This is a genomic window from Methylocystis rosea (assembly GCF_003855495.1).
GTDB lineage: Bacteria > Pseudomonadota > Alphaproteobacteria > Rhizobiales > Beijerinckiaceae > Methylocystis > Methylocystis rosea_A.
This window is the reverse complement of record NZ_CP034088.1, coordinates 204,422-218,994: the sequence shown is the minus strand read 5'-3', so window position 1 is coordinate 218,994 and position 14,573 is coordinate 204,422. Positions and strand designations below refer to the sequence as shown.

The 14,573-nt window shown below is 63.4% G+C and carries 10 protein-coding genes and 1 pseudogene; 9 read left to right on the top strand and 2 right to left on the bottom strand.

The features are described from left to right. Positions 1 to 571 precede the first annotated feature (571 nt). The 4 genes from EHO51_RS20395 (at position 572) to repC (ending at position 5,688) form a co-directional block, all read left to right on the top strand. The gene (locus tag EHO51_RS20395; protein ID WP_124740594.1) at positions 572 to 1,510 is read left to right on the top strand and encodes a DUF2493 domain-containing protein; all 939 of its coding nucleotides are present in this window, start codon (positions 572 to 574) and stop codon (positions 1,508 to 1,510) included. A 341-nt stretch (positions 1,511 to 1,851) separates the two neighbouring features. Then, a complete protein-coding gene (gene repA, locus EHO51_RS20390) occupies positions 1,852 to 3,063 on the top strand; it encodes a plasmid partitioning protein RepA (protein ID WP_124740604.1) in 1,212 nt (403 codons plus the stop codon). Then, positions 3,060 to 4,127, top strand: coding sequence for a plasmid partitioning protein RepB (repB, locus tag EHO51_RS20385; protein ID WP_124740593.1), 1,068 nt, complete (start codon positions 3,060 to 3,062; stop codon positions 4,125 to 4,127). Before repA ends, repB begins: the two co-directional genes overlap by 4 nt. A 193-nt stretch (positions 4,128 to 4,320) precedes the next feature. Beyond that, positions 4,321 to 5,688, top strand: a complete 1,368-nt coding sequence (repC, locus tag EHO51_RS20380; protein WP_124740592.1) for a plasmid replication protein RepC — start codon at positions 4,321 to 4,323, stop codon at positions 5,686 to 5,688. A 303-nt stretch (positions 5,689 to 5,991) separates the two neighbouring features. Here the strand turns inward: repC and EHO51_RS20375 are convergent, their stop codons facing one another. Further along, entirely contained in the window at positions 5,992 to 7,065 is a 1,074-nt protein-coding gene (locus tag EHO51_RS20375; protein ID WP_124740591.1) for a tyrosine-type recombinase/integrase, read from the bottom strand. A 158-nt stretch (positions 7,066 to 7,223) separates the two neighbouring features. Between EHO51_RS20375 and EHO51_RS20370 the strand changes: the two genes are divergently transcribed. The 5 genes from EHO51_RS20370 (at position 7,224) to scpB (ending at position 13,016) form a co-directional block, all read left to right on the top strand. Further along, the gene (locus EHO51_RS20370; RefSeq protein ID WP_124740304.1) at positions 7,224 to 8,840 is read left to right on the top strand and encodes a Mu transposase C-terminal domain-containing protein; all 1,617 of its coding nucleotides are present in this window, start codon (positions 7,224 to 7,226) and stop codon (positions 8,838 to 8,840) included. Next, positions 8,833 to 9,711, top strand: coding sequence for a TniB family NTP-binding protein (locus EHO51_RS20365; RefSeq protein ID WP_124740305.1), 879 nt, complete (start codon positions 8,833 to 8,835; stop codon positions 9,709 to 9,711). The genes EHO51_RS20370 and EHO51_RS20365 overlap by 8 nt, the downstream gene beginning before the upstream one ends. Next, positions 9,708 to 10,748 carry a TniQ family protein gene (locus tag EHO51_RS20360; RefSeq protein WP_164479471.1) on the top strand — a complete coding sequence of 347 codons (1,041 nt, stop codon included), beginning with the start codon at positions 9,708 to 9,710 and terminating at the stop codon, positions 10,746 to 10,748. The genes EHO51_RS20365 and EHO51_RS20360 overlap by 4 nt, the downstream gene beginning before the upstream one ends. Positions 10,749 to 11,107: 359 nt before the next feature. After that, positions 11,108 to 12,226: a DUF1403 family protein gene (locus tag EHO51_RS20355; protein WP_124740590.1), complete on the top strand. Its 1,119-nt coding sequence runs from the start codon at positions 11,108 to 11,110 to the stop codon at positions 12,224 to 12,226. 124 nt (positions 12,227 to 12,350) lie between these two features. Next, complete coding sequence (gene scpB / locus EHO51_RS20350; protein ID WP_109027268.1) at positions 12,351 to 13,016, top strand: SMC-Scp complex subunit ScpB; 666 nt, start codon at positions 12,351 to 12,353, stop codon at positions 13,014 to 13,016. Between the two features lie 9 nt (positions 13,017 to 13,025). Here the strand turns inward: scpB and tnpC are convergent. Then, a pseudogene (gene tnpC / locus EHO51_RS20345) lies at positions 13,026 to 14,557 on the bottom strand (IS66 family transposase). Between the last annotated feature and the right edge of the window lie 16 nt (positions 14,558 to 14,573).

Genomic DNA, 14,573 nt, shown 5'->3' with positions numbered 1-14,573 from the left:
TGCGCTCATATCCGATTGCATGCCCGATAATACCCGATTAGACCCGATTTCCTACGCGATTTTTCAAGCCGCTTTTGACGGGCGTTCTCGTCCAAAGAATGCGGCAGTCGGTATTCTGAAGAGATTGGCACGCTGTCGGCGTAGATTGTTTGCGGGCGCACTCTTCGGTCACCGCTGCAGGCTTCGCTTAAGGCTGCACGTCTTCGGTCCCCCTTGGGAGTCTGGCTTAGTCGTCATCGGGATGTGAGCTTTCCGAAGGGCCTGAGCTCCGCCGCGGCGTTCGCGCGGGAGGCAGTTTATTCATTCTCTTCGGCTTCGGCATTCCTAGAGGGCCGCCCGCCGGCCTGCGAGAGCAGCGATAGCGCCACAAGCGGCGCGCTTGCCGCAACCCTCCCCGCCGACTTCTTTCCCGTGCCCTGCGCTGGCGCTTCGGGCATTCCTCGCACCTCAAAGAAGTCGGCGGGAAGCGTCCTCCACTGCGTTGCGCCCTTTGGGTGCGCCGCGCGTCGCCCGCGGCTCGGGATCGCTGTCAGGCCGCGATCGGCGCGGCCTCAAGTGAAAGCGCCAAGCGATGAACGATGCATTTGCCTCCTTGCCCTTCGATACACGTGCGCCGGATCGTGACGTCCAGTCGCCCTCTCCTCATCTTCTCGATGAACTCGCCTTGCACGGCTATCGCCCGCTCGACGACGAACCAGATCCGCGTCCCCTACCCTCTTCTGACGCCGCATCGCTCGCACTCGAAGCCGCGGTCGAGGCCCTTTCCGGTCTCTTTCTCGACACCCGGCTCGAAGCCGATTTTCCCGATCTGCTCTGGTCCTTCGTCAATCTCTTTCATCGCAAGGTGGATCGGATCGACCGCGAGCTCGACGACAATGAAACCGCGCAGCGTCGCGCCCAGGCTGAACAGGACGGCTCGGAAATCCGCTCGGTCGAACTGGAGCGGTTGATCGCGCTAGGCCTGACGCTGACCGAACGGCGCAACGCCTTCGAATTCTTTCGCGACCATCTCGCCGAACTCTATGCCACCGAGACGGGGTCCGTCTGGCGTCCGCGCTCGGGCTCGAAGGTCAATCACCGCGCGCTGACGGCGGCGTTAATCGACAGCCGAGATTTCCTGAACGCCAAGAAGCTGGCCGAGATGCAAGTGCTCTTGCCGCCCGGCCCTCGTATCGCTTTCGCGGGCGGCGTCGATTGCAACGATCATCAGCGGATTTGGGACGCTCTCGACAAGGTCCATGCGAAACATCCCGACATGGTTCTTCTGCATAGCGGTGGCGCAAAGGGGGCCGAGCGGATCGCATCCTGCTGGGCGGATCATCGCAAGGTTCCCCAGGTCGCTTTCAAACCCGACTGGAGCCGTCACAAGAATGCCGCGCCCTTCAAGCGAAACGATGTGATGCTTGAGACATTGCCGATCGGCCTGATCGTCTTTCCTGGTTCCGGCATCGTCGAGAATCTCGCCGACAAGGCGCGCAAGATGGGCGTTCCTGTGTGGGGGTTACGCTGAAGCGTATCTCAGCACGACCAGATTGTTTAGGGAGTGTCCGCGACGACACCCACGCATATAGAGAGAGGAAGCGCTCTGAAGTTAGCCGCGGCTAACTCTTGAAGCGAGGTTCTTAAAGTACCAAAAGTTAGCCGCGGCTAACCCCCCCCCCCCCCCCAAGGACAAGCGCTCGTAAGAAGCATCGACTTTGTTCGTAGCCAGATCAGCCGGCTCTTAACGCTTTGTTAGTACTAAAAACGTTGCGCCACGCGCGAGAATCGGCACTATTGCGTAAAGACGCGCTTGAAGTGCGAAACTTTGAAAAACTCCGCAGCTTTGATTTGGTGAGAGCCTTCCTCCGCATGGCACGCAAACCTGCAGCAACCACACCGCAAGCGACCGAGCTAAGGACGTTGATCCAGCGGCACGCGCACGATCTATCTGAGCAACTGCAGGCGCATCAGCGAAACAATTTTCCCCCGTCTGCGGAAAAAAGTATCCGCCTTTTTTCGCCGGCCGAAGCCGCGAAACTGGTTGGCATTCATGAAGGCTATTTGCGACAGATTGCGTCAGAAGGGCGGGGGATCGCCGCCACCGTGACGAACGGTAGGCGGTCCTACTCTGTAGAAGACATTCAAAATATCCGGCGGATTCTCGACCAGAGCGCCAGAGGAGATCGCCGCTATCTGCCCCATCGTATCGAAGGTGAGCATCTGCAGATCATCACCGTGATGAATTTTAAGGGCGGGTCGGGGAAGACAACGACTTCGGCGCATTTATCGCAGTATTTGGCTTTGCATGGGTACCGCGTTCTTGCGATCGATCTCGATCCTCAAGCCAGCCTCTCTGCACTTTTTGGATCACAACCGGAACTCGACGTTGGTCCGAACGAGACGTTGTATGGCGCGATACGTTACGACGAGCATCGTCGATCTATCAGCGAGGTTGTCAGGGGAACCTACATCCCCAGTCTGCATTTGATCCCGGCGCATCTGGAACTGATGGAATTTGAGCATGAAACACCCCGAGCGCTGATGCAGCGCGCCCCGGGTGATCTGATGTTTTTTGGGCGCATCGCTCAGGCAATAGCGGAAGCGCAAAATCTCTACGACATTGTCGTTATCGATTGTCCTCCGCAGCTCGGCTACCTGACTCTTTCTGCGTTGAGCGCCGCAACGGCGGTGCTGATTACGGTTCATCCGCAGATGCTCGACGTGTTGTCGATGTCACAATTTCTAACGATGACAGGAGATTTGTTGGAAGTTGTCGCCGATGCGGGAGGGACAACCAACTACGACTGGATGAATTATCTCGTAACAAGGTTCGAACCGAGCGATGGCCCGCAAAATCAGATGGTCGCCTTTCTCAGGTCAATCTTTGGACAGCACGTGCTTATACATCCCATGCTGAAAAGCACAGCGATCTCAGACGCATCGATCACGAACCAGACGCTGTATGAGGTTGAAAGACAGCAGTTTACTAGATCGACGTACGATCGAGCGATCGAATCAATGAACCAGGTCAACGGAGAGATCGAAGGATTGATCCGTGGAGCTTGGGGGAGAGCAGCATGAGCCGGAAAGCTCTTTTCGCGAATTTGAAGCCTGCTTCCGCATCCGCAACGGAGGTCGCAGCTATCGACGATTCCGAAAATCGTGCAGCGGACGATAAGCCTCCGGTTGATCCGGTCAGAGCGGCAAGATTTAGGTCCCGGCCGATTCTCGGTGCGCCGGAACTGATTAGAACAACCGCAGCGCCCGTTGGTGCGCTCGGACAGTCCCTCAGCGAGTTTAAAGCGCAATCCGAGCGCGCCCTCGCAATTGAGCGTCAACTCGCCGAAGGGCAGGCGGTCGTTGAACTTGATCCAAGTCTTGTTGATCCGTCCTTTGTCAACGATCGCATGCCGACGACGAAGGAGGCGCACGCGCGTCTGGTCGACGCGATTCGAGATCATGGACAGCAAGTGCCAATTCTAGTCCGTCCGCATCCCAGCAAAAACGGGCGGTACCAGGTCGCGTACGGCCATCGGCGGCTTCGTGCCGCATTGGAGCTTCAGCGAACAGTTCGGGCCGTCGTCAGGGCGCTCTCCGATGACGAACTCGTTATTGCCCAAGGGCAGGAGAACAATGAACGACAAGATTTGTCGTTCATCGAGAAGGCAAGATTCGCACGTGGCTTAGAAGAAAGAGGGTTCAAGCGCGATACGATTATGACCGCGCTTTCTGTCTACAAGAGCGATCTTTCCAACATGCTTTCGGTCGTCTCCAGAATTCCAGAAGATGTCATCGACGCAATCGGTCCCGCGCTTGGGATCGGGCGACGCGGATGGATCGACCTCGCGGAGCGCTTTTCAGATCCGGTCGTGGCAACGTCGGTGGGAGACTTGATTTCGACGCCGGACTTCTTGGCGCTCGAAAGCGACCTTCGGTTTCGGCGAGCGCACGCGATTGCTAAGCCGAGCGTTGACCAACCCCGGTTTGAAAGCTGGACTACGACTGACGGCGCGAAGTTCGCCAAGATTGTCCAGAGCGCGGAAAAAATTTCGGTGACGATCGACAGAAAGGTCGTTCCCGAATTCGGAGATTTCATCCTCGGGCGATTGCAGTCGCTCTATGAGGAATTCAAATCCCGTCAATGACGGCGAGAGTTTCGCGTAGCGTCAAGAAGTATGAAAGCAGGAGAAACTGGCAAAAGAAAAAGGCCCCCGAAACGTCGCCCCGGAAGCCCTTCTCGTAGTTAGCACCTAGAGAATCACACTTCCGCGAATCGCTGTCAAGAGTCGGCGCCGTTTCGGCGAGCGGATTTCTTTTGCCTGAACGAGGCAAAAGCCTATGCGCACACATTCAACGACGCCCTTCGGGCGGCGATCGCTGTCGCTTGCCATGGTGGCGACGCAAGCGGCGACGCGCGATTTCGCGGAAAAACCGGACGCCTCCGAGACCGTCGTTCATAAATGGCGACTGTTTCGGGCGCTCACAGAAGCCAAGGGCCCGCTCGGCGTCACCGACCGGGCGCTGTCGGTCCTCCACGCTTTGCTGAGCTTCCACCAGGAAACGGCGCTGACGTTGCCGGAGGCCGAAGCCAGGGAAGGGGAGGAGAGCGATTCGCCCGGGATCGTGGTGTTTCCATCGAACCGGGAACTCTCGATCCGCGCCCATGGCATGGCGCCGGCGACGCTACGTCGTCACCTCGCCTCGCTTGTCGAGGCGGGATTGATCATCCGGCGCGACTCACCAAACGGTAAACGTTTCGCGCGGCGCGGGCAGGGGGGCGAGATCGCAGAAGCCTTCGGCTTTGATCTGGCGCCGCTCATCGCGCGCGCTGCCGAGATCGAAAACCTCGCCGAAGAAGTGCGCGTCGAGAACCGCGCCATCGCTCTGTTGCGCGAGAAGATCACGCTGCTTAGACGCGACATCGCCAAGATGATCGAGACCGGCATGGAGGAGGGCGTTCGCGTCGCGCCGGTGTCGATCGATGGGCGGGCGATCGGCGACTGGGAAGGCCTTTACGGATGTTCGCAGGCCCTTTCGGCGCGTTACTCGCGCAGTCTCGACCGAAGCGCGCTGGAGGCTTTGGCGGGGGAATTGACGGCACTCGCAGCCGAAATCCAGAATCTATTGGAGGCGCACGTAAAACAGCAAAAAAGAAGCGCCAATGAGTCTCAGACTGAGCGCCATATACAGAATCAAATCACAAACATTCCTGATCTTGAACCTAGCCTTCGAGAAGGCAGGGCCGAACCGCCCGGGTCAATGCCGGAAGCCCCGGAAGCCGAAAGGGCAGGGGGCGCCGAAGCTGAGGGGTCTGGCTCAGGACTCGGGGAACGGCAACTATCGTCGACGCGAACCTATCCGCTGGGCATGGTGTTGCAAGCCTGTCCCGACATCGTCGACTACGGCAAACGCGGCGAGATTGCCTGCTGGCGCGATCTCATCGACGCCGCGGCGATTGTCCGCTCGGCGCTCGGCGTCTCGCCCGACGCCTGGAAACAGGCGCTCGATGTCTTGGGCGAGCATGACGCCTCGATCGTCATCGCCGCGATCCTGCAACGGGGCGAGGAAATCAAATCCGCCGGGGGCTATTTGCGGGTGCTGACCGGAAAGGCCCGGGAAGGGGAGTTTTCGCTCGGCCCGGTGCTGATGGCGCTGCTGCGCGGCAAGGCGGCAAAGGCCGCGCGTGACCGAAAGAAGGCGGGGTGATTGGACTTTTTACGAGGGCTTCGCTGCCGTGGATTTGGCGATTATCGTTGCCCATCGAGGGAGCACGGACGCCATGACCGATACGATGATCCAACTCGCCATCTTGTCCGACGCGCTGGTCAAGATCATCGACTTGGTCCGTTGGCGGATTCGGGGAAAGCGGCGCCGACTGATCTCCTGAGCCGGGCAGGGGACATTGCTGCGCAGGCGCTGACGGCCGCCGCCACCTACGGCGCGTTACCGCCATTTGCGAATCCTTTGGATCCTCGATCAACCGAAGATGACCGCGCGTGACTGGCGTAGCTATAAGCCCGCCGCTTTGGTGAGATTGACCCGGAACCTGTCGCGTTTCCGCTGGTAGCGACGCGTCATTTCGGCGGAGGCGTGGCCGAGATGCTTTTGCACATGCGCTTCCTCGATCTGCGCCGAGGAGGCGAGGCCGGCGCGGAGTGAATGCCCGCCAAAGGCGCGCCGCCGCTCGCCCTCGGTGAGATCGCCGCGAATGCCGGCGGCAAGCGCGGTTTTCTGCACCAGCCGGGCGACATGTTTGTCGGTGAGCCGCTCGGGCGAAACGCCGCCATTTTTGCGCGCGACCGGGCGGAAGAGCGGGCCGTGGCTGATCCGCCCGAGCCGCATCCAGGTCTCGAGTAGCGCCACGGGACAGGTCTCGGGGCGGGTGCCGCGGCCGATTTCGACCTCGCGCCAGCCGGTCTTGCCAGAAATCTGCAGCACCGCGCCGCCGTCGTTGTTGCTGGCGCTGGATATATCCTCGCCAGCAGGAAAAATCTCGATCCAGCCGGTTCCGTCCTCGGTCTGATCGGGCCCGCAATCGAGGCCGACGATCTCGGAGCGGCGCAGGCCGCCGGCAAAGCCGATCGCCAGAATGGCGCGGTCGCGAATCCCGCGCAGATCCATCTCGAGCGTCGCCAGCATCGCCAGAAGTTCATCGGCGAAGATCGCCTCCTTTTGGAGCGGCGGGCGACCATGGGCGCGGCGAATGCCGGCGAGCACCGTCGAAATATGCCTCTCACTCGTATCGAGCGGCGCGCCGCGCTGGCGGTAACGCCAGCAAATGCCGGCGAGCCGGCGCTCCAGCGACGCGACGCTCAAAGGATCGCGGCCCGGGGAACCCTCGACACAGGCGGCGAGATAGAGGCCGACGGTTTGCGGGTCCGGGGGGAGGGGATCGAGCCCCTGCCGGCGCAGCCAGGCGGCGAACTGCCGCCAGTCGGCGTCATAGGCGCGCCTTGTGTTTTCCGAGCGCGCGTTGCGGGCATAATCCCGGGCTTTTTGCGAGAGCGCCTCAAGATGGGGCGACGACGGCCGTTCGGCGAGTTGCCCGCCATCGCCTTGCGGATCGTCCTCTAAATTGGCCATCTCTGTCGGATTGTCGCAATTTCTGGGACTCCGGGGCATTGGAATCTTTGGACTTCGCTGTTGCATAATTTTGGGATCGATTCAGAATTTCAGGGACCGGCGTCGAGTTTGATTCGTAATTTGTGGAACCAGATTGCTGCGAGACGGCAAGGCTGTCCATGGATATTGGCGACATCGACCCGCAAGAATGGGCGGCGGCGCAACGGCGCGCGGAGGTTCTCTCCAAGCTGCCCGAGCGGCCTTCGGGCGAGCAAATCCGCGACGCCATGGCGGCGCTCGGGGTCGGCCGGACGACGCTGTTTCGCTGGTTGAAGCGGTTTCGAGAGAGCGCCCGGACCAGCGCGCTGGCGCCGCGTCGTCGCGGCCCCCAATCCGGGATGCGTCCGCTGACGCCTGATGTTCTCGCCGTTGTCGAGAAACACTTCCGGGAGTTCTACGCGACGCGGCGGCGTCCTACGTTGACGCGGTTCTGGGCCGAGGTCGCCGCCGATTGTCGGCGCCAGGGATTCCCCGTTCCGTCCATTCGCCGTCTGCGTCGCTGGCTCGATCGCCAGGACGAGGCCGAACTGCTCCGACGGCGGGAAGGCAAGGGCAAGTCGGAGCCGATTTTTCTGGCGACGCCGGGATCGTTGGAGGCGAGTGCGCCGCTGGCGATCGTGCAGATGGACCACACCAAGGTTGATGTGACCGTCGTGGATCCCATCACCCGGCTTCCCATTGGCCGGCCGACGCTGACGCTGGCGATCGACGTCGCCACACGGATGGCGATGGGCTTCCATCTGTCGCTCGATCCGCCCTCGCTGACGGCGGTCGCGCTGTGTCTGACCCATGCGGTGATGGACAAGACGCGTTGGCTGGCGGCGCGCGGGATCGCGGCGGAATGGCCGGCGCGGGGAATACCCCGCGTCATCCATGTCGACAATGGCGCCGAATTCCATGCGCTGGCTTTTGAGCGCGCCTGCGCCGAACACGGCGTGGATCTCGTTTATCGGCCGCCGGGAACGCCTCGTTTCGGCGGCCACATCGAGCGGCTGATCGGGACGATGATGGGGGCGGTCCATCTCATTCCGGGGTCGCATTTTTCCAACATCCGCGCGCGCGGCGATCTCGATCCGGAGCGGCAGGCGGTGATGACCTTGCGCGAGCTCGAGACCTATTTCGCCCTGGAAATCGTCGGGGCCTATCACGCGCGGATCCATAAGGCGCTCGGGGCGCCGCCGGCGGCGGTCTGGCGGGCGCGCATCGACGAGGTCGCTGTGCGCATGCCCTGCGACGTCAGGCGGTTCCTGATCGATTTCCTTCCCGCCGAGCGGCGCGTTTTGCAACGTGACGGCCTGCATCTCCATCACATCCGCTACTGGTCTGACGAGCTGCGCTGGCTCATGGGGCGGGGCGCGGAAAAGCTCACGGTGAAATACGATCCGCGCGACCTCTCGGTGGTCTTCGTGCGGGTGGGGGAGGGGTATCTCGAAGCGCGCCCGGCCGATCGAACGCGCCCTTCCATCGCGCTGTGGGAGCAGCGGGCGGCGTTGCGGGCCTTGCGCGCGGCGGGCCGCCGGGCGGTCGACGAGGAACAGATCTTTTCGACGATCCTTGCTCAGCGCGCTTTGGTGGACGAGGCGGTGCGCGCCACCAAGGCAATGCGGCGCGACGCGGCGCGGCGTCCCAGATCGCCGCCGCCGAAGACGATTGAGGTCCCGCAGGCCGCCGCGCCGCGCGCGGCGGACCCGCCGCTGGTGCTGCCCTATTTCGAGGTGGAGGAATGGGATGACTGAGGATTTTGAGCATTTGTTCGCCACGATCCGTCCAATCGCCGCGCTGAGCTCGGAAGAGCGGTTGCGGCGGATTCGCGCCGACCGCTGGATCAATTACCCGCGGGCGCAGCAGGCGCTGGCGATGCTCGAGGAGCTGATCTCGTTTCCCCGACGCGCCCGCATGCCCAATCTGCTGATCGTCGGCGAGTCCGGCATGGGCAAGACGATGATCGTCGAAAAGTTCGCGCGCGATCACCCCGCCTATTTCGACGCCGTCAATGGGCTCAAGCGCATGCCGGTCGTGCTCGTCCAGATGGTCTCGGGGCCGGATGAAGCGCGGTTTTACAAGCGGCTGCTCGCGGCGATCGGCGCGCCGGAGCCGACCCGGCCGACGCTCGGCGCTTTGGAGAATGTGGCGTTGCGTGTGCTGGAGCAGGCGCAGCCGGGCATGCTGGTCATCGACGAGGTGCACAGCCTCCACGCGGGCACGGTGCGCGAGCAGGCGCGGTTCCTCAACATGCTGCGGTTTTTGGGCAACGAGCTGCGCATCCCGCTCGTTTGCGTCGGCACCCAGCAGGCCCGCAATGCGCTCAAGACCGACGAGCAACTCGTGCGCCGCTTCGAGGCCATCGCGCTCCCGCCCTGGCGGAACGACCAGGATTTCGCGGCGTTGATCGGAAGTTTGCAGCGCACGCTGCCGTTGCGCCGGCAAAGCGAGATCGGCGAGCGGGCGCTCAAAAGCATCCTTGAGACGACGGGCGGCGTCACCGCTGCGATCTTCTCCTTGATGACGCGGCTTGCCGTCGCCGCCATCGTCAGCGGCGAGGAGCGGATCATGGGATCGGATTTCGAGGTCGCCAGGACGACCTCGTTGCTCGGGGAGGCGGTGTGAACGCGGCGGCGCTCGCCTCGCTCTTGCCTGTCGCGCCGCGACCGGCGGCGGAAGAGCGCCTGTCGTCGTGGCTGTCGCGGGTCGCCGGGATATACGGCTTATCGGCGAGCGCGCTGCTCGACCATTTCGGGCTCGCGGGAGTTTCGCCGCTGACGCTGGAACAGGACCTGTCGGCGGGGCAGGGGGCCTTGATCGCGGCGCGCGCCGGGCTGAGCGCGTCCACGATCGACGCGATGACATTCGCGACCCTGGCGCCGCACGCCCGTGTCATGATCGCGCCGAGCGCCAGATATTTTTGCCCGCTTTGCGCTCAAACTCCCGCGATCGGCCGCAAGGATGCGGCGCTGCCCTGGACCTTTTGGTGTTCCGTGCACGGCGTTCGGCTGCGGGGGCGCGACAAGCGGCCGATGCAGAGCTTTCTGCCCGAAAGCGTTCTCGAACGCCTCGATCCGCTGGCGCGCCGCGGCGTCGCCCGCTTGGCGGCCTGGGCCGAGGAGCGCGACGCCGTGGGCGAGATCGACCCGCCGGTTCCGGAGCTGCTGCGGTTCCTGACCACACCCTACCGTCGCCCGTCGCCGCCATCCCTGGCGGAGCAGCCGCGACTCTCACTGGAGGCGCGCCGCGCCAACCACGCGTTTCTGACCCGGCCGATCGTCCGCCAGGCCCTGCTTGTCGCCGCGCCGGAATATGATCGCTTCGCGCCCGTGCTCGCCAAGCCAGTTCGCCCGGGGCTCGCCGCGCTCGCGTGCGGCTCGCTCTTACAGAACTACGCTTTGGCCGTCGGCGTGGCGCGCCTGACCGAAAATCCCGTCGAACACGCGGCGGCGGCGCTGGCGGCGGCCGACGCCGAGGGGGAGACGAACCTGCGTCGTATTTTGAGGACCTGGCCGTCTGCGACGCGCCGTCGCATCGGCGTCGAGTTACGACGCCTGACCGACGCGCAGCCGGCTGGAAAGGCTCCGCGACGGCGTCGATTGCAGCGCAGTTCCATAAATTATGCGCGAGTCCCACAAATTTCGGCGCGGCTTGTCCCATGAATTGTGAATCGGCATTGCGAAATTATGCGCGGTCCCGCCGCGCCGAGCGCCCAATCCCACAAATTATGGCTGTCCGACACTCGGATCCCATAAAATTGCGGCTCTCCGACATTTCCCACGGGGGAGTCCGGTCATTCAAGCGGAGCCTTGGCCGGAAGAATCCGACGCGTCAGAAGGCTGTCCAGCGATCAAACGCGAAATTTTTCCCGATTTTCCAAGCCTTTCGAATCATGTCCGATAAGCGCACATTATCGGACATGTGGGAGAGCCGACAAGCAGGGCGGATATGGCGCTAAATTTAACGATAAAGCGCCGCCGTGGCTTGCCGCTGGACCCGTTCCGCGCCTACGATTCCGCGCATGTTGGAAAGCGATTCGCCCCACCCGTTGAGCCTTGAACCCGCGCCGATGGCGCGCCCGCGGCGCGTCGTGCGAAGCCGTCCTCTAAACCCGTCGCGCCCCCCAAATCTTCCGGAAATCCAGCCGCTTCCGCGTTGGGCGAGGCTCAACGGCGGCGCCGGCGGCGTCAGAAACGCGATGTTTCTCGCCGGCGCCGGGATCGCCCATCTCGATCAGATTTTGCGCGCCGGCGCCGATGTTTCGAGCGCCGGCAGAGACTCCGTCGATGTTTCTAATGCCGGCAAAAACTTCGGCGTCGAGCCGGTTTTTTCGGGCGCGCTGCGCCAGCGCCTGGCGCTCACAGCCGCCGCGGCCTGCGCGCGTCTCGCGCGGCTGCGCGAGGACGAAGCGGCGCTCCGCGACGCCGAGCATCTCACCGGCTACGGCGGCGAGACCAGCCCGGCCGGCCGCCTGCATCGCCTATTTCGGCTGTTTGCGTCGCGCTCCGTGAAATTTGACGCAGCGACATTGGCGATCGCCGCTGAACATGTTGGGGCGCCGAGCGCCATGGACGCGCAGGGTCTCGCCGGCGCGTTGCGTGACGCCATGATAAAGGCCGACGAGCCGCTCGCCGCGGCCGCGCGCGTGAGCGAAGCGGCGATGCATTGTCTCGCGGCCGTCCCTGCAATCGATGCGGAAATCTTTGTCCTCTGGCTCGCCGATGTCGCGCTGGCGCAAAAACTCGGCTGGAAGGCGCCAATTCCGCTGCTGGCCACGGTGGTCGCGCATCCCGCATTGCGCCGCGGTCAAAACGGCCGTCGAGCGCGTCCACGCGACAGCGACTGGTCGACCGCGCTCGCCGGCGCCTACGCGCTTGCGGCGGGTGAGGCGATCGATGTCGCTGGCGCCTTGTCGCGCCAAACGCAAAAACTTCTCGACGCCGCGCCGAAATTGCGGGCCAAGAGCGCGGCGCCGGTCATCGAGATGCTGCTCGCCGATGATTGCGTGACGCCGGCGCGCGCGGCGAAAACGGCAAGGCTCTCCGACCGCGGCGCGCGGCGTCTGTTTGATCGGCTCATTGAACTTCGCGCCGTGCGAGAGCTCTCGGGGCGCGCGAGCTTCCGGCTTTATGGGCTCTGAAGCGTTTCCAGTCGAAGTGGACGCCGGTTCGGCGCGGGAAACACGTTTTAAAAATGCGTTGTCGAGCAAAGAGCAAGCGGCTTTGATGAAGCAAACGCGGCAAGAACCAATGTGAGGCGCAAACATGGGCCGCCCCCAAAAAAGCGAGCTGCACGAGTCATTCGATCCCGCGCTTATGGAGTTGCCGGAAGCCGTGCGCTGGCGCGAGTGGATGGGGCGCGTCGAAGCGGTGATTTTCGCCGCGCGGACCCCGGTATCGCGCGAGACGCTCGCCAGGCTGGTTGGCGCGACCTGCAATCTCGACGACCTGATCGCCGACATCCGCGACGATTTACGCGCGAGACCCTATGAACTCGTCTTTGTCGCCGGCGGCTATCAGCTGCGCACCAGGCCGCGTTTCGCGCCGGCGATCCGCGCGGCGGCCGGCGGCGATCTGCGCATTGCGGGCGCGCCCGAATTGACGCCGACCGAGATTTTGGCGGTGACCGCGATCGCCTATCTGCAACCCGCCACCCGCGCCGAACTCTCGTCGGTCGCCGGCAAAGAGATCAGCCGCGACGTCATCGGCGCGCTCAAGCGCCATGGCCTGATCGACGGCGCCTTGCGCGCGCCTCGGCCCGGCGCGCCGTTCGCCTATGTGACGACCAAGAAATTCCTGGAGGTCTTCGGACTCGCGACATTGCGCGAGCTTCCCGATATCGAACGGCTCGAAGACGAAGGGCTTTTGGAGAGGCCGCAACCGGAGGCCGATCTCGACGGCGCTTTAGGTCTGTCCGCCGATGATGGGTAACCGCTGTTTTCAGGCCACGTCTTTGAGTGCGACCGGCTGCGCGTAGGCCCAGGGCATGAGTTCGTCGAGTTTGCTGGCGAGATGGCCGTCGACGATCTTCGTGAGGACGTCGGTCATATAGGCTTGCGGATCGACGCCGTTGATCTTGCAGGTCTCGATAAGCGATGCGACGATCGCCCAGTTCTCAGCCCCGCCATCGGAACCCGCGAAGAGAGCGTTCTTCCTATTAAGGGCAATGGGGCGGATGGCGCGCTCGACGATGTTGGAGTCGATCTCGATGCGCCCGTCGTCGACGAAGCGCGTTAGGCCGTCCCAGCGCGAGAGCGCGTAGCGGATCGCCTCGGCGAGCTTGGTCTTCTGGCTGATCAGCGTGAGCTTTTCACGCAGCCATGGCTCGAGGGCGTCGAGGATGGGGCGGGATTTTTCCTGTCGCGCCGCGCGCCGGTCATCCGGGTTCTGACCCGGATATTGCTCTCGACCGCGTAGAGCGCGCCGATGCGCTCGAGCGCCTCGCTGGCGATCGGCGCAGGGCCGGCGGCGGCGAGTTCGTAAAATCGCCTGCGGACATGCGACCAGCAGAAGGCGAGCGACACGCTGTTCTTCTGCGCCAGCGCACGATAGCCGGCGTAACCGTCAACCTGCACGACGCCCGTGAAGCCGGCAAGATGCGTGAGCGGCTGCTCGGATTTTCGGTTTTGCGCATAGACATAGACGGCGATCGGCGGATCTGCGCCGCCGAAAGGCCGGTCGTCGCGCGCATAAGCCCAGAGCTGGCCGGTCTTGGTGCGCCCCCGTCCGGGGTCGAGCACCGGCGCCTTTGTCTCGTCGGCGAAGATTTTCGTCGACAATCTTATGTGTTCCAGAAGTCGCTCATGCACGGGCCGCAAATGCCAGGCGGCGCGTCCAACCCAGTCGGCGAGCGTCGAACGGTCGAGCGCGATGCCCTGCCGGGCGTAGATCTGGGCCTGCCGATAGAGCGGAAGGTGATCTGCATATTTGGAAACGAGCACGTGGGCGACGGTCGCCTCGGTCGGCAGTCCGCCTTCGATCAGCCGCGCCGGGGCCGGCGCCTGCACGACCGCGCCCTCGCAGGCGCGACAGGCGTATTTGGGACGCCGAGTCACCAGCACCCGGAACTGCGCCGGCACAATGTCGAGCCGCTCGGAGACATCCTCGCCGATCCGGTGAAGCGCGCCCTTGCAGCAGGGACAGGCCTTCTCGTCGATGTCGACGATGGTCTCGATGCGCGGCAGATGGGCAGGCAGCGCGCCACGGTTCGTGCGGCGCTTTCTGGCCGCCTTCTCACGTTCGGCGGCGGATTTGGCTTCCGCCGCCGCCGCCGCGCCGGCTTCCGTCTGGTCGACCTCTTCAAGCGCGAGCAGCATCTGGTCTTCGGGAAGCGTCTCGGCGCGCCGCCCGAAGCGATGGCGCTGCATCTCCTTGATGATCTGAACCAGGCGCTCGTTGCGCGCGCGCTCGGCGAGAAGCATCGCCTTCAGTTCGTTCGGATCGTCGGGAAGCCTCTCGATCGCCTGCGCCATAGCCGCAGAACACCAT

Bases quoted from the DNA above. Each gene is read 5' to 3' on its own strand.
- repA (WP_124740604.1), top strand. From the start codon at position 1,852: ATGGCACGCAAACCTGCAGCAACCACACCGCAAGCGACCGAGCTAAGG.
- repC (WP_124740592.1), top strand. From the start codon at position 4,321: ATGCGCACACATTCAACGACGCCCTTCGGGCGGCGATCGCTGTCGCTT.
- EHO51_RS20370 (WP_124740304.1), top strand. From the start codon at position 7,224: ATGGATATTGGCGACATCGACCCGCAAGAATGGGCGGCGGCGCAACGG.
- EHO51_RS20395 (WP_124740594.1), top strand. From the start codon at position 572: ATGAACGATGCATTTGCCTCCTTGCCCTTCGATACACGTGCGCCGGAT.
- EHO51_RS20365 (WP_124740305.1), top strand. From the start codon at position 8,833: ATGACTGAGGATTTTGAGCATTTGTTCGCCACGATCCGTCCAATCGCC.
- scpB (WP_109027268.1), top strand. From the start codon at position 12,351: ATGGGCCGCCCCCAAAAAAGCGAGCTGCACGAGTCATTCGATCCCGCG.
- EHO51_RS20355 (WP_124740590.1), top strand. From the start codon at position 11,108: ATGTTGGAAAGCGATTCGCCCCACCCGTTGAGCCTTGAACCCGCGCCG.
- EHO51_RS20375 (WP_124740591.1), bottom strand. From the start codon at position 7,065: ATGGCCAATTTAGAGGACGATCCGCAAGGCGATGGCGGGCAACTCGCC.
- repB (WP_124740593.1), top strand. From the start codon at position 3,060: ATGAGCCGGAAAGCTCTTTTCGCGAATTTGAAGCCTGCTTCCGCATCC.